The organism is Salinibaculum salinum, assembly GCF_037645885.1.
GTDB lineage: Archaea > Halobacteriota > Halobacteria > Halobacteriales > Haloarculaceae > Salinibaculum > Salinibaculum salinum.
The window spans coordinates 121,910-148,185 of the sequence record NZ_JBBENW010000001.1 but is presented as its reverse complement, the minus strand read 5'-3'; the positions used below and the strand labels follow the sequence as shown (position 1 = coordinate 148,185).

At 61.1% G+C, this 26,276-nt stretch carries 27 protein-coding genes and 1 tRNA gene; 12 read left to right on the top strand and 16 right to left on the bottom strand.

The features are described from left to right. Positions 1-66 precede the first annotated feature (66 nt). The 5 genes from WDJ60_RS00680 to WDJ60_RS00660 are packed head-to-tail and all read right to left on the bottom strand — an operon-like array spanning position 67 to position 6,201. Positions 67-1,383 (bottom strand): ABC transporter ATP-binding protein, encoded by a 1,317-nt coding sequence (locus WDJ60_RS00680; protein WP_340097808.1) that lies wholly within the window; start codon positions 1,381-1,383, stop codon positions 67-69. Continuing rightward, on the bottom strand, positions 1,376-2,491 hold the full coding sequence (locus WDJ60_RS00675) for an ABC transporter ATP-binding protein (RefSeq protein WP_340097806.1): 1,116 nt from the start codon (positions 2,489-2,491) through the stop codon (positions 1,376-1,378). The genes WDJ60_RS00680 and WDJ60_RS00675 overlap by 8 nt, the downstream gene beginning before the upstream one ends. Next, complete coding sequence (locus WDJ60_RS00670) at positions 2,492-3,520, bottom strand: ABC transporter permease (protein ID WP_340097804.1); 1,029 nt, start codon at positions 3,518-3,520, stop codon at positions 2,492-2,494. 2 nt (positions 3,521-3,522) lie between these two features. Beyond that, positions 3,523-4,473: an ABC transporter permease gene (locus WDJ60_RS00665; protein ID WP_340097802.1), complete on the bottom strand. Its 951-nt coding sequence runs from the start codon at positions 4,471-4,473 to the stop codon at positions 3,523-3,525. Positions 4,474-4,497: 24 nt separating this feature from the next. Beyond that, a complete protein-coding gene (locus WDJ60_RS00660; protein ID WP_340097800.1) occupies positions 4,498-6,201 on the bottom strand; it encodes an ABC transporter substrate-binding protein in 1,704 nt (567 codons plus the stop codon). A gap of 210 nt (positions 6,202-6,411) precedes the next feature. Here WDJ60_RS00660 and WDJ60_RS00655 point away from each other — a divergent pair. Then, positions 6,412-6,494 (top strand) — tRNA-Leu (locus WDJ60_RS00655). 67 nt (positions 6,495-6,561) lie between these two features. After that, positions 6,562-7,068 carry a DUF5813 family protein gene (locus tag WDJ60_RS00650; protein WP_340097798.1) on the top strand — a complete coding sequence of 169 codons (507 nt, stop codon included), beginning with the start codon at positions 6,562-6,564 and terminating at the stop codon, positions 7,066-7,068. A 355-nt stretch (positions 7,069-7,423) separates the two neighbouring features. On the opposite strand, the gene WDJ60_RS00645 is transcribed toward WDJ60_RS00650, so the two are convergent. Then, positions 7,424-7,654 carry an Lrp/AsnC family transcriptional regulator gene (locus WDJ60_RS00645; protein ID WP_340097796.1) on the bottom strand — a complete coding sequence of 77 codons (231 nt, stop codon included), beginning with the start codon at positions 7,652-7,654 and terminating at the stop codon, positions 7,424-7,426. 1 nt (position 7,655) lies between these two features. Continuing rightward, the gene (locus WDJ60_RS00640; protein WP_340097794.1) at positions 7,656-8,339 is read right to left on the bottom strand and encodes a potassium channel family protein; all 684 of its coding nucleotides are present in this window, start codon (positions 8,337-8,339) and stop codon (positions 7,656-7,658) included. An 88-nt stretch (positions 8,340-8,427) separates the two neighbouring features. On the opposite strand from WDJ60_RS00640, the gene WDJ60_RS00635 reads away from it, so the two are divergent. Continuing rightward, on the top strand, positions 8,428-8,658 hold the full coding sequence (locus WDJ60_RS00635) for an Lrp/AsnC ligand binding domain-containing protein (RefSeq protein WP_340098353.1): 231 nt from the start codon (positions 8,428-8,430) through the stop codon (positions 8,656-8,658). 53 nt (positions 8,659-8,711) lie between these two features. After that, on the top strand, positions 8,712-9,044 hold the full coding sequence (locus WDJ60_RS00630; protein ID WP_340097793.1) for a DUF7991 family protein: 333 nt from the start codon (positions 8,712-8,714) through the stop codon (positions 9,042-9,044). Here the strand turns inward: WDJ60_RS00630 and tmk are convergent. Further along, positions 9,041-9,628 (bottom strand): dTMP kinase, encoded by a 588-nt coding sequence (gene tmk, locus WDJ60_RS00625; RefSeq protein ID WP_340098352.1) that lies wholly within the window; start codon positions 9,626-9,628, stop codon positions 9,041-9,043. The genes WDJ60_RS00630 and tmk overlap by 4 nt on opposite strands. A gap of 122 nt (positions 9,629-9,750) precedes the next feature. Between tmk and WDJ60_RS00620 the strand changes: the two genes are divergently transcribed. The 5 genes from WDJ60_RS00620 to cofG all read left to right on the top strand — a co-directional run bounded on the left by WDJ60_RS00620 (position 9,751) and on the right by cofG (position 14,832). Continuing rightward, positions 9,751-10,656 carry a complex I NDUFA9 subunit family protein gene (locus WDJ60_RS00620; RefSeq protein ID WP_340097791.1) on the top strand — a complete coding sequence of 302 codons (906 nt, stop codon included), beginning with the start codon at positions 9,751-9,753 and terminating at the stop codon, positions 10,654-10,656. 197 nt (positions 10,657-10,853) lie between these two features. After that, positions 10,854-12,023 (top strand): tubulin/FtsZ family protein, encoded by a 1,170-nt coding sequence (locus tag WDJ60_RS00615; RefSeq protein WP_340097790.1) that lies wholly within the window; start codon positions 10,854-10,856, stop codon positions 12,021-12,023. After that, positions 12,001-12,780, top strand: coding sequence for a hypothetical protein (locus WDJ60_RS00610; protein WP_340097788.1), 780 nt, complete (start codon positions 12,001-12,003; stop codon positions 12,778-12,780). The genes WDJ60_RS00615 and WDJ60_RS00610 overlap by 23 nt, the downstream gene beginning before the upstream one ends. 3 nt (positions 12,781-12,783) lie before the next feature. Continuing rightward, entirely contained in the window at positions 12,784-13,410 is a 627-nt protein-coding gene (gene cofC, locus WDJ60_RS00605; RefSeq protein ID WP_340097786.1) for a 2-phospho-L-lactate guanylyltransferase, read from the top strand. Positions 13,411-13,674: 264 nt separating this feature from the next. Further along, complete coding sequence (cofG, locus tag WDJ60_RS00600; RefSeq protein WP_340098351.1) at positions 13,675-14,832, top strand: 7,8-didemethyl-8-hydroxy-5-deazariboflavin synthase subunit CofG; 1,158 nt, start codon at positions 13,675-13,677, stop codon at positions 14,830-14,832. On the opposite strand, the gene WDJ60_RS00595 is transcribed toward cofG, so the two are convergent. Beyond that, entirely contained in the window at positions 14,833-15,486 is a 654-nt protein-coding gene (locus WDJ60_RS00595; RefSeq protein ID WP_340097785.1) for a helix-turn-helix domain-containing protein, read from the bottom strand. It lies immediately after the preceding gene. A gap of 113 nt (positions 15,487-15,599) precedes the next feature. On the opposite strand from WDJ60_RS00595, the gene WDJ60_RS00590 reads away from it, so the two are divergent. Continuing rightward, positions 15,600-16,946 (top strand): cytochrome P450, encoded by a 1,347-nt coding sequence (locus WDJ60_RS00590; RefSeq protein ID WP_340097784.1) that lies wholly within the window; start codon positions 15,600-15,602, stop codon positions 16,944-16,946. A gap of 21 nt (positions 16,947-16,967) precedes the next feature. On the opposite strand, the gene WDJ60_RS00585 is transcribed toward WDJ60_RS00590, so the two are convergent. The 3 genes from WDJ60_RS00585 to WDJ60_RS00575 form a co-directional block, all read right to left on the bottom strand. After that, positions 16,968-17,615 carry a helix-turn-helix domain-containing protein gene (locus WDJ60_RS00585; protein ID WP_340097782.1) on the bottom strand — a complete coding sequence of 216 codons (648 nt, stop codon included), beginning with the start codon at positions 17,613-17,615 and terminating at the stop codon, positions 16,968-16,970. A 249-nt stretch (positions 17,616-17,864) separates the two neighbouring features. After that, positions 17,865-19,217: a 7,8-didemethyl-8-hydroxy-5-deazariboflavin synthase subunit CofH gene (gene cofH, locus WDJ60_RS00580; protein ID WP_340097781.1), complete on the bottom strand. Its 1,353-nt coding sequence runs from the start codon at positions 19,215-19,217 to the stop codon at positions 17,865-17,867. A 69-nt stretch (positions 19,218-19,286) separates the two neighbouring features. Next, positions 19,287-20,303: a sodium:calcium antiporter gene (locus WDJ60_RS00575; protein ID WP_340097780.1), complete on the bottom strand. Its 1,017-nt coding sequence runs from the start codon at positions 20,301-20,303 to the stop codon at positions 19,287-19,289. 87 nt (positions 20,304-20,390) lie between these two features. Between WDJ60_RS00575 and WDJ60_RS00570 the strand changes: the two genes are divergently transcribed. Further along, positions 20,391-21,419 carry a phosphoribosylaminoimidazolesuccinocarboxamide synthase gene (locus WDJ60_RS00570; protein ID WP_340097779.1) on the top strand — a complete coding sequence of 343 codons (1,029 nt, stop codon included), beginning with the start codon at positions 20,391-20,393 and terminating at the stop codon, positions 21,417-21,419. 214 nt (positions 21,420-21,633) lie between these two features. After that, positions 21,634-22,242, top strand: a complete 609-nt coding sequence (locus WDJ60_RS00565; RefSeq protein ID WP_340097777.1) for a hypothetical protein — start codon at positions 21,634-21,636, stop codon at positions 22,240-22,242. A gap of 187 nt (positions 22,243-22,429) precedes the next feature. On the opposite strand, the gene WDJ60_RS00560 is transcribed toward WDJ60_RS00565, so the two are convergent. The 4 genes from WDJ60_RS00560 to WDJ60_RS00545 form a co-directional block, all read right to left on the bottom strand. Continuing rightward, positions 22,430-23,407, bottom strand: a complete 978-nt coding sequence (locus tag WDJ60_RS00560; protein WP_340097775.1) for a formyltetrahydrofolate deformylase — start codon at positions 23,405-23,407, stop codon at positions 22,430-22,432. 162 nt (positions 23,408-23,569) lie between these two features. Then, positions 23,570-24,130, bottom strand: a complete 561-nt coding sequence (locus tag WDJ60_RS00555) for an HTH domain-containing protein (protein WP_340097773.1) — start codon at positions 24,128-24,130, stop codon at positions 23,570-23,572. A gap of 220 nt (positions 24,131-24,350) precedes the next feature. Beyond that, positions 24,351-24,566 (bottom strand): hypothetical protein, encoded by a 216-nt coding sequence (locus WDJ60_RS00550; protein ID WP_340097772.1) that lies wholly within the window; start codon positions 24,564-24,566, stop codon positions 24,351-24,353. Between the two features lie 262 nt (positions 24,567-24,828). Beyond that, positions 24,829-25,989, bottom strand: a complete 1,161-nt coding sequence (locus WDJ60_RS00545; protein WP_340097771.1) for a DUF7537 family lipoprotein — start codon at positions 25,987-25,989, stop codon at positions 24,829-24,831. Positions 25,990-26,276 lie beyond the last annotated feature (287 nt).

Genomic DNA, 26,276 nt, shown 5'->3' with positions numbered 1-26,276 from the left:
GTACTGCTACCACGTCCGGGACAAAAACTCCTCGCCTCCGTGGGGTCGGTGTCTCCTCGTTTCGAATCAGTCGTCGGCGTCTGCCGCCGACAGTGATCCGTTCTCACCGAGTGACCCATCCTGATATCGGGGGTCGTAGAGGTGACAGGCAGCACGGCCGTTTTCCAGCTCCCGAAGCTCCGGCTCGTGGATCTCACAGGGCGTGACGAACACCTCCGACAGTTCGTCTGCGGCTGCCGCTGCATCTTCGACGACGACGGTTTCCAGTGCCCCTTCCAGAATCCGTTCTGCATCCGGGTCCGACAGCGTCTGCGGAACGCCGTACTCCTCGCGGATGGCATCAGCAATTGCGGCCGTGTCGTCGCTCTCGGCGTTCGACCGAGCCACTGCCAGATCGATGTCACCGCTCATAATTCTGTTCCGAAGCGAGAGGAGCGCACGCCACTCTGCCTGCTCGAAGCTGTACGCTTCTGGTGGGATAACCTGTGGACACCGCGTGTGGAACTTGCATCCCGACGGCGGATTAATCGGCGACGGGACGGTCCCCTCCAGCAGCGTTCGGTCGCCTTCCCACATCGGGTCCGGTTCTGGAATCGCCGAGAGCAACGCCTCGGTGTAGGGGTGCTGGGGCGGTGCGAACAGTTCTTCCGGGGTTCCTGTCTCGACGATTTCCCCGAGGTACATCACGGCGATGCGGTCGGCGATGTGCTCGATGACAGAGATGTCGTGGGCGATAAACAGGTAGGACAGCCCCAGATCGTCCTGAAGCTCTTTCAGCAGGTTGAGAATCTGGGCCTGCACGGAGACGTCGAGTGCCGACACCGGTTCGTCACAGACGATGAAGTCGGGTTCGACGGCGAGTGCCCGCGCGATACCGATGCGCTGGCGCTGCCCGCCCGAGAACTCGTGGGGGTACCGATTCGCGTGGCTGGCGCTCAACCCGACCCGTTCGAGCAACTCCTTGATTCGCTGGTCGCGGGTCTGTCCCTCCGCGAGGCCGTGGATGTCCAGCGCCTCGCCGATGATGTCGTTAATTGTCAGGCGCGGGTTCAGGCTCGAAAAGGGGTTCTGGAAGATAATCTGGATGTCCTGGCGCAGGTCGCGCAACTCGCTGTCGCCGTACTGGGTGATATCCTCGCCACGGTAGTACACCGTCCCGTCGGTCGGCTCCTCTAACTGGAGCAGCGTCCGGCCAACGGTGCTTTTTCCACAGCCGCTCTCGCCGACCAGTCCGAGTGTCTCCCCTTCCCTGATTTCGAGGTCGATACCGTCGACCGCTTTGACCCAGTTTTGCCCACCGAGCAAGCGGTCGAGAAACCCTTCGTTCGTCGGGAAGTACTTCGTCAGGTTCTCGGCCCGGACGAGTGGTTCTGTGCTACTCATTCGAGTCACGCTCCCTGTCTTCGGCGGGTATTACGCCTGTTCTGTCCGTGTTTTCACGCGGCGGTTCCGCCGCTCCGGAGACGACGACTTCGTAGTCCAGTTCGTTGTCCAGGTCGCCGGTGTAGGCGAGACAGGCGGCCGACTGCTCGTCGTGGCGCGAGACGTCGGCTGGCTGTCCCGTGGCGGTGTCGACCAGTTCGGGTTCGTTGCGCGCACAGACATCTTCGGCGTAGGGACAGCGCGGGTGGAAGTTACACCCCGGCGGCATCTCAATGAGGTCCGGCATCCGGCCTGGAATCGTCTGGAGCGTCTCGCGGTCGTCACCGATTCGGGGAATCGAACTCATCAACCCGACGGTGTAGGGGTGCTGTGGGTTGTAGTAGAGGTCTTCGACCGGTGCTATCTCGACGGGATGACCGGCGTACAGCACCATCACGCGGTCGCAAAATTCAGCGATGACGCCCAGGTCGTGGGTGATCAGCTGGATTGCCGTGTCGAACTTGTCGGAGACCTCGTCGAGCAACTCGAGAATCTGTGCCTCGATGGTCACGTCCAGCGCCGTCGTCGGTTCGTCACAGATGAGCAGGTCGGGGTTACAGGCCAGTGCGATGGCGATGACGACCCGCTGTTGCATCCCGCCGGAGAACTCGTGGGGGTAATCGGAGTATCGCTCTGTGGGGTCCGGAATGCCCACGTCGGCGAGCGTCTCGATAGTGCGCTCTCTGGCCTCGGCGTCGTTCATATCGAGGTGGTGTCGGACGACCTCCGAAATCTGCTCGCCGATGGTGTAGGCGGGGTTGAGCGCTGTTTCAGCGTCCTGGAATATCATCGCTATCTCGTTACCCCGGAGCTGGCGCATCTCTGTACTGTTGAGTTCGAGGATATTCTGTCCCTTGAACCGAATCTCGCCGCTCTCTATCTCGCCGACGTCCTCGTCGATGAGTCGCATGAGCGCGAGACTCGCGACGCTCTTGCCGGCCCCGCTCTCGCCGACGATTCCGAACTGCTCGCCCGCTTCGACCTCGTAGGACAGGTCGTTGGTCGCCTTCACGACGCCGTCCTCGGTATAGAAGCGGACGTTGAGGTTCTCGACTTCGAGCAGCGCCATTTACCGCATCCCTCCTTCGGTCTGCTCTGTCTTCCCCTGTGGATCGAACGCGTCTCGGACGCCGTCACCGACGAGATTGATCGCCATCACGAACAGGAAGATGGCAAAGCCGGGGAAGAAGGTGATCCACCACTCACCCCGGCCGAGTGAGTCCCGCCCGACGTTGAGCATCGTCCCCCACTCGGCGCTGCCCGGCGAGAGACCGAGGCCGATGAAGCCGAGCGCGGCGGCAGCGAGGACCTGCGACCCGACGCTGAGCGTCGCCTGGACGATGACCGGTGCCATCGCATTGGGGACGATGTGTCTGCCGATGATAGAGCGGTCCCGCGCACCCAGCGCTTTCGCGGCGAGAACGTACTCGTTTTCCTTGATGCTCAGGATTTCACCGCGGATGATGCGGGCATACGAGAGCCAGCCGACGAGGACCAGCGCTGCGACCATCTCCCAGTAGCCCCGGCCCACGACCGCGATGATTGCGATGGCGAGGACGATGAAGGGGAACGCGTACAGCATGTCCACGACGCGCATGATGACCTCGTCGACGATACCGCCGTAGTAGCCGGAAATCGCCCCGAGCGGGACGCCGATGAACAACGCGAGGCTGACGGCGATAAAGCCGATCGAGAGACTGAACCGGCCGCCGTAGAGGACCCGGGAGAAGATGTCCCGGCCGGCCCAGTCAGTCCCGAACCAGTACTCGCTCGACGGTGCCTGTCTCGTATCGAGCAGGTTCTGCCCTGCCGGGTCGGTGACGAGTGAAATCGGCTGAATCGTCTGTCCTGCCAGCACCGGGAACTCGGATGGTAGCTGTATCGGGCGTGCGAACACTGCGGCGACCACCATGACGACGATGGTGAGACAGCCAAGCAGTGCGAGTCGGTTCTGTTTGAAGCGACGCCAGGCGTAGTAGAGGCGCCCTTTCCCCTCCCCGGACTCCATCGACGGCTCCCAGGTGGAGAGTGGATCGCGCTGCTCTACGTCCGACGCGTCGAAACCTTCGATTGTGATTCGTCCGCGTTCCTGTGACATAGTCAGTATCGTATCCGTGGGTCGAGATATGCGTAGACGATATCGGCGATCAGATTCATCACCAGCACCGAGACGCCGATGATGAGAACGAGGGCCTGGATGACCGGGAAGTCACGTTGGCCGACCCGGTCGACGAGTAGTCGCCCGATGCCCGGGTAAGAGAAGACGATTTCGACGACGACGGCACCGCTGATGAGGAAGGCAATCTGTAGCGCCGTCACCGTGACAACCGAAATAAGCGAGTTCTTGAGGACGTGTTTGCGAATGACCGTCCGCTCGGGCAGTCCCTTCGCCCGTGCCATCGTCACGTACTCCTTGTTGAGTTCCTCGACCATCGACGAGCGCATCAGCCGCATCAGCAGTGCCGTCGATGCGGTCCCGAGCGCGATTGCTGGGAGGATGGTGTACACGATCATCTGGACGCTCAACAGCCCCTCCGCCGTCGGTGGCAGCACGGGAAACATCTGGAGCGTGCTCGCGAACACGAGAATGAGAATCAACCCGAGCCAGAAGTTCGGCATGGCGATGCCGAACAGCGCGAAGACGCGACTCGCCTCGTCGATTTTCGTCCCCTCGTAGTAGGCGGCAACGATACCCGTCGGAATGGCGGTCACCAGCGCGACCCCGAGCGCCATTCCGCCCATCAACAGCGTGTACGGCAGTCGGTCAGTGATTTCCTGTGCGACTGGCCGTTCGGTGATGATCGACTGGCCGAAATCCAACTGGGCGGCGTTGGTAATCCAGTCGACGTACTGGACGTATATGGGGTCGTTCAGTCCGTACTCGGCCCGCAACGCCTCCTTCTGCTCCGGGCTGATATCGCTGAACGCCGTGATGTAATCGATGGGGTCGCCGGGTATCAGGTGGACCATAAAGAAGGTGATGACGGTGACACCCAGCAGTACCGGGATCATCACGAGCAAGCGCTTGATGACGTACCGTTGGAGACTCATTTCGAATCTGTGGCTGTGCTACGACTATGGGCGATATGAAACCTGGCCGAGGTACGGTCGATAGACACCGACGTATCGGAGACTCGCGTTCGGATAGGGTCGCCAGTTGGCGACGCCGTCGGTACGGACCACGTCGTACTGGTCGCTGGTCCACATGAATGCAGCGGGAACCTCCTGTGCGAGGAGTTCCGAGAGGTTCTGGTAGACCTGTTTGCGGGCGTCGGGGTCGGAGGTCTGACGCCCCTCTTCGATGAGCCGGTCGACCTCGTCGTTCTCGTAGCGCGTCCAGTTGAATCCGTCCGGGACCTGGTTCGTACTCTCGAAGACCTGGGCGACGTGGCCGTCGGGGTCCGACCCACCAGTCCAGCCGATACCGACGATGTCCTGGCTCTCTGCGGCTTCGCCACCGATGAGGAACGGGACGAGCGCGTCGAACGGTCGGATGTCGAGACTGGCGTCGAAATACTCCGTGTCGTCGAGCGTCTGCTGGATGACCTCCATCCACCGCTCGCGGGTCCGATTCTCGTTCGTAATCAGACTGACTTCGAAGGGCTTCTCGATATCTTCCTCTTCGAATGCCTCGTCGAGCAGTTGTCTCGCCGCTTCGGGGTCCTCGCCGACGTACTCGTCAAGCAGCATCTGCTCGAACTCCTCGTCGTACATCTCGCCCAGTCCCGGGCTAATGGGTCCGGCCTGTTCGACTGCGTATCCGCTCCACACCGCTTCGATGACGTCCGAAACCGGGATGAGTCGCGTGATTCCACGTCGGAACTTCGGATTGGTGTACGGTTCCGTGTTGACCGGGAACGACACGAAGTCGTACCCCAGTCCGGTCGTCGTTTCGACGCTGGTGTTTTGTTCCCCATCCAGCGTTCCGAGTTCGACCGGATTGGCGTTGTCTATCATGTCGAGTTCGCCCGACCGAAGTGCCTCCTGCTGGGCCGTCTGCTCGACGACCACACGGAACGTTACTGTTTCCCACGGTGCCATCCCGGGCATCTCTTCGGTCTGTTCGAACCAGTAGTCGTCGTACCGGCTCAACTCGATCCTGTCCTGGGGTTCGACGTTCTCGATGACGAACGGTCCAGTACCGACCGAGTTCTCCTCGAAGGTGTTGTCTTTCTCGACATCTTCCCCCGCGATATCCTGTTTTGTCGCGTCGGCAGAGATGATCGGAACGCCGGAGATATCCGAGAGGAACGGCGCATGCGGTTGACTCAGGCTGAACCGAATCGTGTAATCGTCGACGACTTCACTGTCTTCGTACCACGTCGACACGACGGCGTCGTTGACCGTTCCCTGCATTCGGAGGACGGAGTGCTCGACGTCGTCTGCGGTCATCTCACCGCCACTGTGGAATTCGATACCCTCCCGCAGGTCGAACCGGTAGGTCGTCTCGTCTTCCTGTTCCCAATCCTCGGCGAGCGCTGCCGTAATCGAGTTGTTAAAATCCGGTTCGACGAGCTGCTCGTACTGGAGTGCCGCAATCGAGGCCGATGGCGCGTCGTTGGTGACCGTCGGGTCGAACTGGTTGGGATTCGCGCCTACCGATGCGGTAAACTCTCCGTCCATCGGTATTTCGTCGGCGGGCAACTCCTCGTTGTTGTCGTCGCCGTCGTCGAAGATACCGAGACACCCTGCCATGCTTGCAACCCCGCCACCACCCATAAGGGCGAGTAGATGCCGTCGTTTGTTGTCGACACGTTGATCATCTATGCTGTCGGACATATGCTACCGTTTGACGCACATACAATAAAAATGCAACGCAAACTAAAATCATCTGGAAGGTAATTTATACGGGGTGATTCCTTCGTGCGAACGAACAACGTTGCGTATGAACAACCACAGTTGTCTACTTTTGGACTATTCTAGGGGGCGATAATTTGTATTATCGAATCCGTAACCGCTTTTCGGCTGCCTGCCGGAGTAGTTACCCGAGAGGGGGTAGCCAAGTGGTCAACGGCGCGGGTCTTAAGAACCCGTCTCGTAGGAGTTCCGGGGTTCGAACCCCCGTCCCCTCATCGCCTGATTTCACCATCTACGCCCGGATACGACGGGCTTTTGAGACTGTCACACCTATCGCTTGCAATGACTGAGATTCCCGACAGCGTCGAGCGCGCCTTCGGCTACCACGACGCCTTCGAGCGCGATGGCGACGCCTACGTCGTGACGACGACTGCCTTCGAGGGGCGTGTGACTGCCGTCGACGGACCGGAGAATTACTCCGCGTACACCGTCACCGTCCGCGTTCCGACTCTCCCCGCGGCCACCGCAGACGAAGTCGGTGACGCCGTCGCAGACGGTTGGTTCGAGACGCTGGAGCGCCGCCTAGAGGACGCACCGAAGGCCACCCGCGCCGATGTCGAACTCAAGACGTTCGACGTGGAACGAGATGGCGAGGACGTGTACGTGACCTACGGGTTCGAGTGGGGCAATGCTGACCGCGCTGCCGACATCGCCAAGGCGTTCGTCGAGTACGTCGAAGGGACCTACGTCGAGGGCGTGATTCCGGGCTACGAGTACGTCTCGCCGGTCGAAGACCTCGTCGACACCGCCAGTCAGGAGGGTGGCGGTGGTGGCGGGACGCCGCTATAGTACCTTTTTCCCGCTCGGGTTCGTGCTTCGCGCGAACCGCTCGCGGCAAAAATCTACGCTAAGAAGCTGAAGCCTCGCTTTGCTCGCGCGGATGCTCGACTATAGAGCGGTCGGAGTGCCGAAAATCGGAGCTTTGAGATTTTCGTGCTGTGGTTTTCGAGCATTTGCTCGCTTCACTCGCAGATACGAGGAAGGGCAGGGCCGCTGTTGCTGTGCGGTGCTGTTGCGGTGGGCACTAAGCTAGCATCTGCGAGCGCTCTACCGAGCGCGAGCAGCCTTTTTCACTATGTTTTTTGGCAAGCGGTGCGCCGCGAGCCTGGCTCGCGTGCGACACCCGCGGCCAAAAAAGTAGTGGCTAGTCCATAGCAATGTACGTCTGCGTGTCCTCGATACCGTCGATAGACTGGATTTCAGTGGCGGCAACGTCCTTGACGGCGGCAGGAGAGTCCACGTCCACGACGGCGATGAGGTCGATGTCGCCGGCGACGATATGCGAGCGCTTGACGCCTTCGATGTCTTCGATAGCGGTCTTCAGTCGGTCGGCTTCGCCGGTGTAGGCTTTGACCATGATGTAGGCGCGCACCATCTCAGACACCCCCCGCGGCGGCGCGGCCGGTTTCGCCGACGATGAGACTCCGCACGTCGTCTAGCTTGTCGAAGGCACTCAGCACGACGAGTCGGTCGCCCAGGTCGAGCGTCTCGTCGGGGTTCGGGAGCGCCAGCGAGTCGGCGTCTTTGCCGAAGGCCATCAGCCGGGTCTCGCCGGGGAGTTCGAGTTCGCTGAGGCTGTAGCCGCGCATCGGAGAAGCTTCGGTGATGGTGAACTCGACAAGCTGGAGGTTCTGTGCCACGTCGGCGATCGCACGGATGTTGCCGCCGAGGAGGGCGTTTTTCATGACTATCGCGCCGAGTCGCTCGGGATAGATGACCTCGTCGACCTCGTCAGCGTACTGGCGGTAGATGTCCTCGCGGTAGTCCTCGTCGATGCGCATGACCGTCCGACAGCCGTGCTGATGCGCAATCATGCAGGCCGCGAAGTTGTCGTTCAGGTCGCCCGTGAGCGCGCCGACGGCGTCGGTCGAATCGAGATCGGCCAGCTCCAGTGTCGATTCGAGCGACCCGTCGCCTTCGATGACCTGAAACCCCTCGTTGCGGGCGTGCGAGATGGCGTCGTCGTCTCCCTCGACGAGGACGACTTCGTGGCCGCTGTCTGCGAGAGCACGTGCGGTGCGCAATCCGACGCGCCCGGCACCAATGATAACGAATCGCATGGTACTCGTTACGACGAGACAGACTAAGAAAGTTGCCCACGTTCCGTAGGGGAAAGCTTTTGATATGACAACACGTACCACGCATACGATGGTTCGCGCGTTCATCATGGTGAAGACGGCGGCCGGGAAGTCGGCGGACCTGCGGGAGGACATCGCGAGTGTCGAGGGTGTACTGGAGGCCCACGTCGTCGCGGGACAGTACGATCTCATCGTCGAGGCAGAGGGAGAGGAAGTCTACGACGTGATTCACAGCGTCGCGACGGACGTACGTGACCTCGATGGAGTCGTCGATACGCGCACGTACATCTGTCTGGAGTAGCGGCCAGTCGCTGGCTCCGACACCCAAAAGGTGATCCGGGCCCAAGCGACGGTATGGTCGCCGCGTTCGAGCTGGTCGGATTGCTCTTCATCCTGCTGGTCAACACAGCTATCGCCGCGCTGATGACTCGCTTCTTTCGGGTACGACTCAACACGCAGTGGGGAAGTGTCGCCTACACATTCCTGCTGATTCCGGTCGTCCTCGTCGTCACGACGCTGGTGTTCGGGTCAGTTATGGGACCGAATCTCGGGAGTGCCGGGACAGTCCTCGTCCTCACTGTCGTCACGCCTGCGTCAGTCGGTGTGGCCTTCGACTACTTCTGGATGCCCGCGCCCGACGACGTGGACCTCCCTGATAGCAACAATCGCCGGCGGGTCCGCCGCTAGAGGAGCGTCTCGAGTGCATCGAGAACGGCGTCCTCGACGGCTGCCTGTGGCTGTGTGGCGTCGATTTCGACGAACCGTTCGCGCTCGGCGTCGATGAGCCGTCGGTAGTTCTCCCGAACGTCTGCCAGATACTCCGCCGTCTCGAATTTGTTCGTGGCACCGCTGCGCTCGGCGGCGGTCTCGGGGTCGACATCGAGATAGATGGTCACGTCTGGTGGTCTGGTCCAGGGCTGATGGATACGCTGGACGAACGCCATCGGGTCCTCGAGGACGCCATCCAGTGTCGCTCCCTGGTAGGCGTACCGCGAATCCGAGTAGCGGTCCGAGATGACGACTTGTCCGTCGTCGAGTGCGGGTCGGACGACGCGAGACAGGTGGTCTGCGTGGTCGGCCGTGTAGAGAAACAGTTCCGCGAGCGGGTCGGCGTCGTCGTCGCCAATCGAGCGCTCGACGGCCTCGCCGTACCACGAGTTCGTCGGTTCGCGTGTGAACGTCGCATCCGTGGGGACAATGTCGCTATCTCGTAACAGTTCCCAGCAGGACGTCTTGCCGCTGCCGTCCAGTCCCTCCAGCGTGACGAGCATACTCCCACCTGTGCGTTCGGCCATTAAATATCCGTCTCGTTGGGCCGTGAGGGGGAGTACGGACAACAGAACCTAACTGATTGCGCGGTGCTTTTACAATGCAATCGGGAGAACGTCATGTTATGGACGTACTTGTCGCCGGTGGCAGTGGATTCCTCGGACAGCACCTCTGTACGGAACTCGACGAACGCGGTCACGACGTGACCGCACTCTCACGGGACCCGGACCCAGCAGAGTTGCCGGCCAGTGTCGAGACGGCGATGGGTGACGTGACCGCCTACGACTCTATCGTCGATGCGTTCGAGGGCCAGGATGCAGTCGTGAATCTCGTCGCGCTCTCGCCGCTGTTCGAGCCGAAAGGCGGCAACGAGATGCACGACCGGGTCCACCGCGGCGGCACGGAAAACTGCGTTCGCGCGGCCGAAGAACACGGCATCGACCGGTTCGTCCAGTTGAGTGCGCTGGGTGCTGATCCCGATGGTCCGACCCACTACATCCGTGCGAAGGGACGGGCCGAAGAAATTGTCCGCGACTCGTCGCTCGATTGGGTCATGTTCCGGCCCTCCGTCATTTTCGGTGAGGGTGGCGAGTTCGTCTCCTTTACGAAGCGACTGAAGAAGTTGTTCGCACCTGGGATTCCGCTCTATCCGCTGCCGGGTGGCGGCACGAAGACGCGATTCCAGCCGATCTGGGTCGGCGACCTCGTCCCGATGATCGCCGATGGGCTCGAAGACGACGACCACGTCGGCCAGACCTACGAAATCGGCGGCCCAGAGGTCCTGACGCTCCGGGAGATCACGGACCTGGTGTACGACGCGTCCGGCAAATCGATCACAATCGTCGGCCTTCCGATGGGACTTGCCGGTATCGGTCTGAAGACACTCAGTGTCGTCCCAGGGTTCCCGATGGGTGGCGACCAGTATCGCTCGTTGAATTTCGACAATACGACAAACGACAACGATGTCGACGCGTTCGATGTCGAACCCAGTGAGATGACGACGCTCGCTGCCTACCTCGGTGCCACGTAACGACCCGAACGGGCGGCGAAATCGCCGCACAGGGGCATCTTCTAACTGACCGTGATAATTCGAGTTTGTGTCGGTAAAACGCTGCTGGCCGAATCGAAGGTGGGAGACACCATGGCGCAGAATTGTTGTATCGATTATTGATAGCTGGGCAAAACACTTATGCGTACGTTGCTATAGTTTCCGCCTAAGCTACAGTCATGAAACTCGCGATGATTGGTTTTGGGCAGGCTGGCGGGAAAATCGTCGATAAGTTCCTGGAGTACGACGAACGGACAGGCAGTGGCATCGTCCGTTCGGCCGTCGCAGTGAACACGGCGAAAGCTGACCTGCTCGGACTCGACCGGATTCCGGAGGAGAATCGCGTCCTTATCGGACAGGCGCGCGTGAAGGGTCACGGCGTCGGTGCCGACAACGAACTCGGCGCAGAAATCGCCGAGGAAGACATCGACGAGGTACAGGGGGCCATCGACAACATTCCCGTCCACGAAATCGACGCGTTTCTCATCGTCGCGGGTCTCGGTGGGGGGACCGGTTCCGGGGGGTCGCCGGTGCTCGCCAAACACCTCAAACGCATCTACACCGAACCGGTGTACGGTCTCGGTGTCCTGCCCGGTGGTGACGAGGGGGGTATCTACACGCTCAACGCCGCCCGCTCGTTCCAGACCTTCGTTCGCGAGGTGGACAATCTACTCGTCTTCGACAACGACGCCTGGCGCAAAACCGGCGAGTCCGTCCAGGGCGGCTACGACGAAATCAACGACGAAATCGTCCGCCGCTTCGGTGTCCTGTTCGGTGCCGGTGAAATCGGGGCCGGGGACAACGTCGCAGAGAGTGTCGTCGACTCCTCGGAGATTATCAACACACTCTCGGGTGGTGGCGTCTCCACGGTCGGGTACGCGACCGAGTCAGTCGAGACCGAGAACTCCGGCGGGCTCCTCTCGCGGTTCAAGGACGACGGCGACGACATGGACACTGCGAACACGACCAACCGCATCACGTCGCTGGTCCGGAAGGCGGCACTCGGACGCCTGACACTGCCGTGTGAAATTGACGGTGCCGAGCGGGCGCTGCTAGTTCTGTCTGGTCCGTCCGCGCATCTCAACCGGAAAGGCATCGAGCGCGGCCGGAAGTGGCTCGAGGAGCAGACCGGTAGCATGGAAGTTCGCGGTGGCGACTACCCCATTACCGAGCCGAACGTCGCCGCTGCAGTCCTGCTTTCGGGCGTTCACAACGTGCCGCGAATCAAGGAACTCCAGCAGGTTGCAATCGAGGCCCAGGAGAACATCGACGAACTCCGGGAAGAGAGCGAAGAGAATTTAGAGTCGCTTGTCGAAGACGAGGAAGATGAGTTGGACCCACTCTTCTAGGGCTGTCGCTCTCGGGGTATTGCTTGCCATCTCGCTGATGGCGGTTGGAACAGCAGCTGCCATCACGACCACCGGTGACGCGCCCGAGCCGGCGAACGTCAACGACTCGGTGACGATGAACGCGACTATCGAGGATCCGTTCGAGAACCAGCCGGACCAGTGGACGCTCCGTGGCACCACGGAACTGGAAAATGCATCCTGGACCATCGAGGTGTACGAACAGGGGCAACTCGTGAGCCAGTCCGGGAGTCAGGAATCCATTGAACAGGCCCTCGACCGGAGCGGCGATACGACGCCCGACCGAATCGAAATCTCGGTCTCGGGCAGCGTTCCGCCTCTAGAGGAGTTCGATTATCAGGACCGCTCCGTGGAAAATTACAGCGTAATGTCGCTTTCGAATGCGGACACGGGCGACGAGTTCGAGAGCTGGTCGGCCCACCGATACACTGATGGGAGCAACGAGGCGCGCTCTGAAATCGACGACGCACAGGCGGCTATCGACGAAGTCGACGACCCGTCAGACGACCTCCAGAACGAACTCGATCAGGCTATCTCCGCGTACAACAACGGGAACTTCGAGAACGCGATTAGTCTCGCCCAGGACGCCCAGGCGACCGCCGAAGAGGAACAACAGGAACAGGAGTCCGGGCTCCCGCTTCCGCTGATTGCCGGTGGCGCAGTCGTTCTGTTGCTCATCATCGGTGGTGCGCTCTACTACCGACAGTCCCAGCAGCAAGACAACTACAAACTCCAGTAGCGGATGCGCGTTTTCGTCCCGTTCGACGCTAGCGATCCGAAAACCCGTCTTTCTGACCTGCTCGATGCCGACGAGCGGTCGGCAGTCGCGCGAGCGATGCTCCGTGACGTACTCGACGCGCTCGCTGACACCGCACACCAGCCACAGGTGCTGGCGACCGAGGCTGTCGAGTGTTCCGTCCCCGTCACTGTCGACGACCGGCCGCTCACGCCCACTGTCAACGATGCGCTCGCGTCCGTCGACGGTGCTGCTGCCGTCGTGATGGCCGACCTCGCGCTGGTGACGCCCGATGCTCTCGCGCGACTGTTCGCGCCCGATGCTGGGGTGGTCCTCGCCCCCGGGCTCGGTGGTGGGACGAACGCACTCGTCGCACGCGATCCGGACTTCCAGGTCGACTATCACGGCCTCTCCTACCAGGACCATCTGGACGTGGCCGCGGCCATCGGTACCGACGTGGCGACGGTCGACTCGTTCCGGTTGGCAGTCGACGTGGACGATCCCGACGACCTCGTCGAGGTACTCCTCCACACGGACGGCAAAACTGCCTCGACGCTCCGGTCGCTCGGGGTCGAACTGGCCCCGACAGAAACTCGCGGTGCTATCTCACGGAATTCAAAGAAAGGGCGATAGAGCGCCTTAGAGCACATTTTTCGGCCGTTTAGCGGAAAACGTCTGACAACTGAACAAGCCTTTTTATGGGGAGAGTCTGTAGTTGGGAACGCACGGGCCGACCCGTGCAACGTCGGGTACGTGTCTCGCGCCGCGCACCCGGACCGTGCCAACTACCGCTCGGCACACGGCAGCTCGGCCCCCTCCATGGCTGGACTGCCACCTTTTCGGACGCTTCTCGCCGGAGCCGTGACTCATTTGAACGTCGCGGTCGGAGTGTTGCTCGTGTTTCCCGGGGCCGAGAAGTACGACATCGACATTACAGTCGACGGGGCGGACGTGCAGCGACTGCTCGACGTTCGGCCGGCTGACGTAGACCCGGCCGAGTCGCTCTCCTTTTGCCGGAACGTCTTCGTCCCGCTGACGACGGCCTGCCGGTACACCTGTACGTACTGTACGTACTACGACGTGCCCGGCCAGGCCTCACTCCTCTCGCCCGAAGAAGTCAGAGACATCTGCCAGACGGGTGCCGACGCCGGCTGTACAGAGGCGCTCTTTACGTTCGGCGACGACCCCGACGACCGATACACCGCTATCCACGATCAGCTCGACGAGTGGGGCCACGACTCGATTCACGCCTACCTCCGGGAGTGCTGTGAGATTGCGCTGGAGGTCGGCCTGTTGCCCCACGCCAACCCCGGCGACCAGACGCGCGAGCAGATGGCAGCGGTCGCGGACGTGAACGCCTCGATGGGCGTCATGCTCGAAACCACCGCCGAGGTCCAGGCTCACGGCGGACCGCGCGCCAAATCACCGGGACAGCGACTCAACACGCTCCGTAACGCCGGCGAACTCGGCGTGCCCTTTACCACGGGGATTCTCGTCGGTATCGGTGAGGACTGGACCGACCGCGCGGAGAGCATTCTGGCGATTCGGGACCTCCACGAGCGGTACGGCCACATCCAGGAGATAATCGTCCAGCCGGTCGCCGAGAACGAACGCTGGCAGGACGGTTCGCCCGGCGTCGACACGTTGCGGCGCGCGGTCGCGATGGCGCGCGCCGGCCTTCCGGACGAAATCTCTGTGCAGGTACCGCCGAATCTCGCGCCCGCCCAGGAGGTCGTCGATTGCGGCATCGACGACCTGGGTGGTGTCTCGCCGATTACGGACGACCACATCAACCCCGACTACGAGTGGCCAGCCCTCCAGACGCTCCGGGAAATTGCCGAGTACGCTGGAGTTCCACTCCGCGAGCGCCTCCCGGTTTACGAGCGGTACTTGCCCGAAACGCTCCGCAGCGGGGAGTTCGCGGGGGTGCCTGCCGACGCGCCACCGACCGGTGACGGGTGGCTGTCGCCGGAGATTCGCGACGCACTGACCGCGACGGACGCCGCTGGCGAGCGGTATCGTGCGGTCATCGAGGACGGCGCGCCGCCGGCGTAGCTATCGGACCAGGTGTGTGAACACGCGAGATTCGACTTTCCGGAGGTGCTCACCGACCGTACTCGGAGAGGCGTCGACTTCCGCAGCGATGTCCTCGTGGGTCGCCTGCCGGGGGTTGTCGTAGTAGCCCAGGTCCGTGGCCGCTTCGAGGACGTCCCGCTGGCGCTCGGTCAGCGAGAGAAAGAGGTCGCCGAGTTCCGGGTGGTGTTCGCCCGTCTCCAGCACTTCGACGGTGTAGGCGTCGGTGTCCGTCGGTGTCGCCTCCCGAAACGCCGCCATCGGACCGACGAGCGTCAGGACGAACGAGCCGTCTTCTTCGACTTCGATTGGCGTCTCCATGGCGAGTTCTGACTCGTACTGGAGTTCGAGCATTTCCCTGTTGGCGTTGTTCGGCTCGAAGTGGGTGTAGGAGTACCACCACCCCTCGTCCTCGACGATGCTGAACTCGTGGACGTGCTCGGATTCGTCCAGAATCTCGCGGTAGCGCTCCACGTCGCCGCGGGCCTCGGCCAGCAGGAGGCCGCTGCCGTCGTCGAGCATCTCGACGCGGTGGATGTTCCCCCGTTCGACGGCCTCGTCGGCCGAGAGCGCACGTCCGAGCGGATGGAATGCCTCCCCTTCTGTCGGAGAGACGCGAAGCGTGACGTAGCGCATACGGTCGGATGGTCTGCTGACGGCAAAGTTGTACTGATAAAAAGGTGCCCCGGATGCGGCGCAGTAGACTCTGGGTCCATCGGGACGAACGATGAGACGTCAGCGCCCCAGCCATGGCAACCAAACAGACACCACCAGGACCACGCGGCCTCCCGCTCGTGGGGAACACACACCAGTGGGCGCGCGATCCCAACGCCTTCCGCGAGCGGTGTGCCGCCGAGTACGGCCCCGTCGTCAACTACGAGATGCTCGGGTGGGACACCTACATGGTGACCGACCCGTCGGAAATCGAGCGCATCCTCGTCGCCGAGAGCGAGCGGTTCCCGAAACACGACGACAGCAACAGCGAACTCAAACAGATCGTCGGCGACGGTCTCATCACCAGCGAGGGCGACCTCTGGCAGCGCCAGCGCGAAGCCATCCAGCCCGCCTTCTACATGGACCACATCCGTGAGTACGCCGACATCATGGTCTCGCGCAGCGAGGAGACGAGCGCCCGCTGGACCGCTGGCGAGACTGTCGAGATGCGCGAGGAGATGACCCGTCTCACGCTGGAAATCCTCGTCGACGCGATGTTCGGCCGCGATATCGATATCGCCGAACGCGGTATCTACGACGCCGTCGAGGCCTTCCAGAAACCGATGCAGCCCAAATACCAGCCGATTACCTTCTTCGCGCCCGACTGGACGCCCCTGCCGTTCCTCCGGCGGGCGAACCGCGCTCACGACCACCTTCACGAACAGGTCGACGATATCATCGACCAGCGTCGCACGCGACGCGAGCGTGGCGGACAGGACGCAGACCGCGACGACCTCCTCTCGATGCTGCTGGACGCCGACACGGAGATGAGCGACGAGCAGATTCGCGACGAGATGATGACGTTCCTCTTTGCCGGCCACGAGACGACAGCCCTCTCGCTAACGTTTACCTGGGACCTCCTCTCGCGAAACCCAGGGGCAGCGGACCGACTGCGGGCCGAACTCGACGAGACGCTCGACGGCCGTCCGACAATCGAGGACGTCTTCGAACTCGACTACACCGAGGCCGTCGTCAGAGAGTCGATGCGGCTGTATCCACCGGCCCACGAGATTCGCCGCCAGCCAGCCGACGATGTTGAAATTGCGGGCTACCGCGTTCCCAAAGGGGCGCTCGTCGTGTTGCCGACGTGGGTCCTGCATCGCGACGGGCGCTACTGGGACGACCCGGAGGCGTTTCGGCCGGAGCGGTGGCTTCCCACCAACGAGTCGGAGACGGATCGCCCGGAGTTCGCGTACTTTCCCTTCGGCGGTGGTCCGCGCCACTGTATCGGCCACCGGTTCGCGATGACAGAGGCCCAGTTAGTGCTGGCAACGCTGGCCAGCGAGTGGACGCTCGACCGGCAGTACGACGACCTTGCGGTCGCTCCGGCGGTGACGCTCCAGCCGAAAACCGACATCGAGATGGCCCCACACCCCCGCTGACGCTATCCCCTCCTCCTGACCCTACCCCGTGAACGAACCGAGGATTTTCGCTTCGATTTTCCGGAGGTGCTCACCCACAGTTGCGGCCGAAATTCCGAGTTCCGCCGCGATCGCGTCCTGTGTCGTCGTCTGCTGCGTGTCGTAGTAGCCCAGCACAACAGCGGTTTCGAGCACTTCTCGCTGGCGCTCGGTGAGTGCCGAAAAGACGCCGTCTGTGCCGGTTGTGGTGTCCCGTATGCGAAGCAACTCCCCGTTTACTTCGTCTGGGAGCAACTCGAACGTGTCGCCGAGGTTGCGCTGCTTGCCGATGAACGTCGCGACCAGCGACCCGTCCGTTCGGAGTTCGATTGGCATCTTGAGCGCGAGTGAGGTCTCGCGACGCCCTTCCATCATTTTCCGAACGACAGGTTCCGGCCGGAAGTGGACGTAGTAGAATGTCGTCTCGCCACCGGCGGCCATTACGTCGATCGTCTGCTCGGCATTGCCGATCACCTGCTCGACGGTTTCCGGGGGACCCTTACACTCGCTCAGTTCCGTGACGGTCCCGTCACCGAGGACTTCCATCCGGTGGATATATCGCCGTTCGAGCTCCGGCTCGTCGGCGAACTCCTCGCTGAACACGAAGAGGTCACCGTCCGACAGCCAGAACCGGACGGTAAACTCTTTCATATCTTTTCCCGACTAGTAGGACTCATTAATTCACGTTGATTTAAATGAACCGGTTATCGCTGGCAACAGTTCGATGTACTGTCGCCGCTAACGTTCCCTTGGCCCGGGCCAGTGCCTCTGACACACTGTCTACCCGGTCAGGGAACGAGTGATTCGGGAGACGACACTCGGTGCCCAGTGGTCTGGAATCCGGGGGAGGGGTCGTCGTACTCCCGCTTCGTTCTTGCTCTACCTCGTTGAGCAGTGCGGCTATTCGAGGAGGGGCGTGCCGTCGGCGCGGGGGCCGAGTTTGGGACCGATAGGGTCGTCGTTGGGGTCGATTGGCCGACGCTTCCTGTAGTCGGTCGACCGCTCGACGGGGGTCCGGCCGATGGCGGTTATCATGTCGGCGTACTCCGCGAAGGAGCGGTACTCGCCGAAGTCACCGCCTGCGCGCTTGGTAATCTCCTCGGAGAGAATCGTTCCCATGAAATCATCGGCGCCACAGGAGAGCATCTTCAGCCCCTGTTCGTCGCCGTACTTGACCCAGGAGGACTGAATGTGCTCGACGTTGTCGAGGTAGAGCCGCGAGACGGCGATCATCAGTTCGTCCTCGTCGGTGGTCGCGCCAGCGTCGACCATTCCGCGTTCGAACAGGGGCGTCTGCTGGTGGACAAACGAGAGGGGAACGAACTCGGTGATGTTGCCGGTCCGGTCCTGCAGATTCCGGATGACGTCCAGATGCTTCACGCGGTGGGCCTCGTTTTCGACGTGGCCGTACATGATGGTCGCCGTCATCGGGAGTCCGACGCTGGCGGCGGCTTCCATCGCCTCGACCCACTCGTCGCTGCGAATCTTGCCCGGACAGATGATCTCTCGGACTTCGTCGACAAGGATCTCGGCGGCCGTGCCGGGGACACTGTCGAGGCCAGCATCTTTGAGGCGGCTGTACACCTCTTCGTAGGACCAGTTGGTCCCACGACGGGCGTGATAGGCCTCTTCAGGGGTCATCGAGTGGAGGTGAACGTCGCCGACGCTCATCGCGTCCATCTGGTCGACGTAGGTGCCGGGGTCTTTCTCGTAGCGGCTGGGTGGTTTGTAGTTCAGGTCGCCGCGGGCGCTGGTCTCCAGTAGCTCGCGGTGTTCCTCGTCGAGCGCAAAGGCGGGGTGGAGACCGGAGACGGAGGTCACCTCGTAGATGCCGAGGTCGAGCATCTCGTCGACTATCTCCCGGGATTCTGCGGGCGTCTTGGTGAAGCCAGCGTGATCGTCGTCGTTCTCGCTGAGGAACTGCTCGGAGCGGTCTTTGAAATTACAGAACAGACAGCCGGTGTTACAGGCCGTCGTAACGTTGTTGTTGAGGTTAGCGACGAAGGTCACTTCGTCGCCGACCATCTCAGCGCGGCGGCGGTCCGCCGCCTCGAGGACCTGCTCTTTGCGTTGGAGGTCGATACCGGGCTTGTCGGTCCCGGTGGTGAGGAGTTCGATACCGTCGGCGACGGTCAGCCGGTTGCCAGCCCGGGCCTTTGCCAGCGCGTTCTCGAAGGCCTGGTCGGTCTCCGGCTGGTGGATAAAGTTGAACTCGCCGCGCGGGACGTTGGCCACCTCGGAGACATCTGCCATTGTCACTTCCTCCCGCTCAGCGAGGTAAAATCTGACGGGTCCGGTGGTAGATTGCCACCGTCTGTGACGCTACGTGGGGAGGATGCCGGTGACGACGCCGGCAACTTCTGCCAGTACCCAGACGACAAAGACGAAATACGCGACCACGAGCACGTACGATTCGGTCCGAGTCAGTACCATATCTGTCCGAAGAAGCGTAAAGAGGAGGATGGTCGCGCCGGTGAGCGCGCCGAACATCGGGACGGCCATCGCGAAGTCGATGGCAGTTGTGCCGACGAGCATGATACCGACTGGAATCGCGACGAGTAGGTCGAACGTGTTTGACCCGAGGACGTTCGCCATTGAGACGACACCGCGGTTGGCTCGCGCTGCGCGCACGCTCACGAGCGTGTCTGGGAGACTCGTCGCGGCTGCGATAATCGTCACGCCGAGCAGGAACTGCGAGACGCCGAGTTCGACACCGATCGCCTCGACCTGGTGGACGAGTTGCTCGACGGCGACGAGGATGACGGCCAGACTGACGAGCAGATACGCCCACTGGCGGCGGATGTCGATGCCGTCCCGGGCGAGTTCGGCGTCGTGGTCACTGGTGTCCTGATACTGGATGAAGATGTACAGCCCGTACAGCGCCAGCGGGATGAGCGCTAGCGGTCGCGTCACCTCACCCTGGAGTCGTTCCCCGGCGACGGGGTAGTAGATGACCGCGAGTGCGAACGTGATGAGAAGGACGGAGACGGCGAGCATGTAGAACTGGGCTTCCTTGTAGACGAGCGTGCGCGAGGACTTGACCGGTGTTTCGGTTGCGACGCCCGCGACGCCGGGGATGACGAGGACGTTGAAGATGGCGGAACCGACGATGGCACCGACGCCGAGTTCGAGCGAGCCAGCAAGTCCCGCGAAGACGACACTCGCCAGTTCCGGGAAACTCGACCCGACAGCGGTGACGATGGCCCCTTGGACGACCATCGGGAGACCGTAATACCTCGAGAGGTACCCGCTGCTCGTCTCCAGCCAGTCGCTCCCTTTCCAGATAGCGGCGGTGGCTCCGAGGATGACGGCTGCTGCGAGCGCGTAGTTGACGCTCATCGTGTGAGTGCACCGAACGGACACGCAAAAAGTCCGCGTTCAGTCGCGACCGGAACGCTTCTTTCCCCCAGGCCCGACACCGGCGGTATGACCAGCGTGAAGAACTTCCGTGTCGACGAACCCGCAACTGCCGACAATCTCGGCCGGGGCGCGTTCGTCTTCACCGACGCCTACTCCGTGTTCGACTGGGGCAAGATGCCCGACGAAATCCCCGACAAGGGCGCGTCGCTGTGTACGATGGGCGCGTTCAACTTCGAACTGCTCGAGGACAGCGGTGTCCCAACCCACTACCGCGGCGTCGTCACTGAGGGCAAAGAGCGCTCGCTCGACGAGGCACTCGCTGCGGGCAACGCACCGACTGAGATGGCAATCGACCTCACGCAGGTGCCCGACCTGCCCTTCGCCGACGGGACGTACGACTACGACGCCTACCACGCCGAGGCGGGCGAGAACTTCCTCGTCCCGCTGGAAATCGTCTTCCGAAATCGTGTTGGAACCGGCTCCTCGCTGCGCACGCGAACCGACCCCGCAGACCACGGGCTCGACTACGAGGAGTGGCCCGACGAACCCGTCGACCTCCCCGACGCTATCGTCGAGTTCTCCACGAAGTACGAAGAGCAGGACCGCTATCTCTCCCGGGAAGAGGCCGACCGCATCGCAGGTGCGGCCGACATCGAGAACCTGGAAGCCGTCGCGCGCGAAGTCAACCGTCTCGTGACCGAACAGGCCGAACATGCCGGCTTCGTCCATCAGGACGGCAAGATCGAGTGTCTTTCCTACGAAGGCGAAATTCGAGTCGCGGACGTGGTCGGCACGTTCGACGAGAATCGTTTTTCCTACGAAGGCACACAGGTGTCGAAGGAGGTCATCCGACAGTACCACAAGCGAACGCAACCGGAGTGGGTCGAGGCGGTCGGAGCGGCCAAAGAGCGGGCGACGTCGGAGGGTGTCGCCGACTGGAAGTCGCTGTGTGACCGGTCCCCCGAACCACTGGAAGAACGTGTTATTCAGGCCGCACGCGATCTTTACTGTGCCGGAACGAACGCCTACGTCGGACGCGAGGTGTTCGACGCACCCGACATCTCAGCGGCGGTCGAGACGATCCACAACCTCTGACTGTGTAGCGTCGCACGTCGACGCTATCACGCTTTCGCCTGTTCTGAACTGTCCGCTCCGGACTTGTGAGCGGCGCATCCGTCAGTGTCGACCGTCTTCTATTGTTTCTACCCACCTCTCGATAGTTTTCTATACCACTCAATGGTATCAGATGGGCCTCAGTGGGAAACTTTATATAGCATCGACACGTTGTTACTGATAGGAGAAGCACACTATGTCAGCATACACAACCCCCGTCACCACGATGTTCGACGCACAGCGGACCGCAATTGCACAGAGCCAGGACGCCTTCGAGCGCTCGCTCGACTACCAGACGAAGTTCGTCACGGCGACGCAGGACATGCTGGACGCGACCGAGCGCGGCCAGGCCCAGTTCGTCGAGATGACGTCCACGGCCATCCACAGCTACCTCGACGCCATCGAGCAGACCATGCCCGGCATGAGCGACCAGCTCGAGGACGTCCGCGCGACCGTCGACGAGCAGTTTGAGGAACTCGAAGCCGCCCACGGTGAGGCCTTCGACACGCTCGAAGCCGAACTCGAAGAGGGCGCAGACACGTACGACGAGGCCGTCGCGGACCTCCTCGAGAACGTCGACGAACAGCTCGACACGGTCGTCGAAGGCCACGAGGAACTGGAAGCCCAGCTCGTCGAGATGCTCGAAGAAGTCGAAGCCCAGGCCGAGAACGTCCAGGGTCAGTTCGAGGCGCAGGTCGAAGAACTCGAATCCCAGGCAGAAGAAGTCGTCGAGCAGACCGAGGAACTCACCGAGCAGTTCCAGGAGCAGACCCAGCAGGTCGTCGAACAGGCAACCGAAGCCTAACTCCGACGACGCTACTTCACAGCAGTCCCATTTCTTTCGATGCCACGACCGAGAGCGGCAGAACTATTCTTGATGCTTTCCGGTAGAATCGACGCTCATGGGGTGCGGAGATGAACTCCGCACTGGCCTAATCGTCCGCTTTAGGAACCGGACGCTCATGGGGTGCGGAGATGAACTCCGCACTGGCCTAATCGTCCGCTTCCTGCTCTGCGACGACCTCTCCCAACCCGTCGATTGGCCGGTCCGGAACGAGGTCGTTCAGTTCCTTCGGTGCACCGAGCTGTGCGGAACTCTCCTCGGGATTGCGCAGTTGCGTCCGTCCGCGGTGGACGGCAACCTCGTCCCGAAGGTGCAGATCGATGGCCTCGAGCAGGGCTTCGGCTTCGAGTGGCTGTCCAATCCTGCGGAGGTCCTCGGGTTCGGTGTCTGCGTCCTGTGGCACGTTGAACGCCCGCTGGGTGATGATTGGGCCCTGGTCCAGGTCCGTCGTCACGTAATGAGCGGTGACGCCGGCGATGCGGACCCCCTCTTCGAGCGCCTGCAGGTACGCCTCCGCGCCGGGGAACGCGGGCAAAAGCGAGGGATGGACGTTGATAATCTGGCTCTCGTAGCGAAAGACGACGCTGGGCGAGAGAATGCGCATGTAGCGGGCAAGGACAATAAGGTCGGCATCGTACTCCGCAAGCAGGTCGAGTAGCTGCTCCTCGTCTGGGTTGCCGTTCTCGTCGCCGATGTTGTGGAAGGGCACGTCGTACTTCTCGGCGAGCGGTTCGAGGTCCGGGTGGTTCCCGATGACGACGTTCACGTCGGCGTCCAGGTCGCCACTCGCCCACGCCTCGAAGATCGCCTCCAGACAGTGGGATTCTTTCGTGACGAGGACGGCAATCTGCTGGGTCTCCCGGTCGGCGGGGAACCGAACTTTCACGTCGACTCCCAGGTCGTCGCCGAGGTCGTGGAGGTCCTCTCGGAGCTTCGCCTCGGTACAGACCATCTCGGAGGTGTCGACGTGCATCGTCATCCGGAAGACGCCCTCCCGGACGGCCTGGTCCAGGTCCTCGATGTTGATGGAGCGTTCGAACAGCAGCGACGTGACCTCGGCGATGAGTCCGGTGTCGTCCTCGCCGACGACAGTTATCTCGGTGAACTCGCGGGTCACGACCACCACCTCAAGCTACTCGTTTCGGTCGTCATTGACCGACAGGAGGTGTGCCGGCGGTCAAAACCTTTCGTTTCTGGGGACGATTCCACGATGACAGACCGCAGTTCGACTAGCCTGACGGCTGGCAGGATGTCGATTTGTAGCTCTTGTCCAAATAAAATTGCTGGTCTAGACCGATTCTGGGGCGGTCTCTACGACCAGTTCCTGTGCTCCTTCTGGAACCGTCGCGGCTTCAGCCGCGCTGAGCCAGTCGTCGACCGTGTAGGTCTCGGCGTCTTCGGTTCCGTAGTCGACCGTGTACGGGACGACACCCGAGAGTTCTTTGTCGTCGGCTGTCGACAGGGCCAGCGTCACGACCGGAACGCGAACCGCCTCGCGTGACTCCTCTGCGTCGAGGAGTGAGCCCGGAATGGGCTGTCGGCGGAACGCCGGCTTGAGCGAACAGCCGTGTTCGTCGGCCCACTGTTCGAGTTCGGCGACCCGTGCCTCTCTGAACTCTCTGTCGGCTTCCTCCTCGACCGGGGCCGGCCGGTGCGGGGGCCACTCGTTGATTGTCACGTCTTCGACGAACATCGTCTCTTCGAGCGTCTGCAATCGCGAATAAATCGCGTCGATGCGTCGCTGGCTCACCGGTGAGAGGTCCGGCCGGACGAGACACTCCACTTCCAGTGGGGCCGCGTCGGCGCCGATCGGGTTGGCGAGCGGGGACTGTTGATCCTCGTCAGTCATTGTTCCCCTCCGTCGTTGCGAAACTGTGTCGGATTTGTCTGCAGGTGGCTGTTCTGGGACCGGTACTGCGATGACCGTTGGCTGAACGGGGACGTGTCGTGCATGGACTTACTCGAACTATTGTGGACCGTGATAGTAAATTTAACTGACACTCGTTCACACGCCTCAGCACAGGGGAAACTTTGCGAGCAATTGGCACGGGTGCAGCATAGAGTTGGTCTCACTGACCGCAGGTCGAACAGTCCAGTCGCCACCTGACGACTGCGGCGACGACTGTGAGCGTCAGAATCGTCACTCCGACCTGGAGGAGACCGAGCCCGAGTGCGCCTGCCGTCGCCCCGCCACCGACCGCTGCTGCTCCCGGTCCGAGACAGCAGAGGCTTGCCAGGCCACCGAGTCCGAGTACTGACCACCGGGAGGCCGAATCGTCTGTCATCGATACCACACCGTTGTGTCCACGAATACAAATAGCTGATACCGCTGGCTCTAAGCCGAGGAGTCGTCGTCACGGGGTGGCGACTCACTCCACAGGGGGCGCCATAGAACGATTCACAAGATGTTGTTTTCACTCAAAATTCGGTGAATAAGCCGTTAGAATGGACCTGCATACTGAGCGCCCCTCTGTAGATTAGTCTGTCTTCCTTTTGTTGCCGGTACAAAATTTGTGTCCTTTCTCAGAAAGAAATGCAGAAGTAATTCTAAAGGCGCTCTTCGTGGGTGAAGAGAGGGAAGTCCGTGCCCATCCGGAGGGTTGTGAACCCACTCAACTCTGCCGCTCCGTCTGGTACTTTGTCTGTATCAAGCAACAGCTCACCAGTGTTCGAGAGTCCAACATATAGAGTATCACCGACTGAAAGCGCTTGCGACAAGCGTTGGCTACCCCTGTTTTGATTGGAGTTGAGACTTATTCGGGTACTTTCCGGCACTTCGTCACCATTCACCATCTCTACCTCGTATGCATTTCCACTATCAGTGAGACTGACGTTGAACTGAACACCCTCTTCACGAGCTGTACTAGCCCACTCCGGTTCCTCAACTGTTGTTCCTCCAACCTTCGAAAGAGACGCAGTGACCTGTTCCTGTTGTGTCCCCCCATCGTCAAAGGTTATTGTTAGGTCATACGTGAGCTCAGCAACGTATCCGGACTCCGAGACAGTGGCCGATGCTTCGTACTGGTCGATTTCGCCACCGGGAGCAATTTTCTCGGGCTGGCTCACACCAGTTGCATTGTACGTCACACCGTAGCCGTCCGCTGTCTCAACCACTTCTGTCGCTTCTCCCCACTCTGTCGCTGTGAGATACTGTTCAAACGCACTGAGTCCAGTAACGGTGCTCGTCTCCGGAGCTTGATTATCGATTCTGTAGTCTGTATCGAATCCGGACTCCATTTGCACATAGGTCAGGTCTGTATCCGACGGCGACCACCGATATTCAGTCGGTGAATTATTCTGTTCGACTTTGACGTGGATATTCTGTGCGTCGAATTGATTCACCTGCGTGACAGACTCCTCGAAAGAATCGAAGGTCCGAGTCGTGTCTGTCGTGAGCGTCAGCGAACCAGTGCCTGTAAGCGATGATTCGTGAGTACTGTAGATGCCTGCTCCATTAAGACCGTCTTGAGACGCACCTTCGGGATAGTCAAACTCCGACAGTGACGGTGTTGGGTCCTCTTCAGGCGTTGTTGTTTCTTCGGGAGTCGGTTCGGGGGTTGATTCTGGCGTTGTCGTTCCTTCAGATGTTGATTCTGGTGTATTGGTTGACCCCGAGTCCTCATTACTGGAACACCCGGCAAGCGTAGTGGACAGTGCAACGCCGGTAGCTAATAACGAACGTCTCGAAACAAGGATATTATCTTCCATTGGACAATGTCAAAGATTAGTACTTGATACTTAGTATTGTCTTTCTGTATTTGATTTTAGGTTGTGACAGAGAATACCAATTACCGCTTTCTAGAACGTCTAATAATATCTCATCCAGTGGGACTGATAACTTTCTGGTAACAACCCACGTTGAATTGTCGTATTTAAAATAGTTGAAGGATCCCATGTGATATTCCCTGCCTTGAACGTCTTCTGTTACTACATTTCGGTCTACAGAACGACTTTATCAACCAATCACAACGTCTGCTAATTGTAGTTCTCTCTCT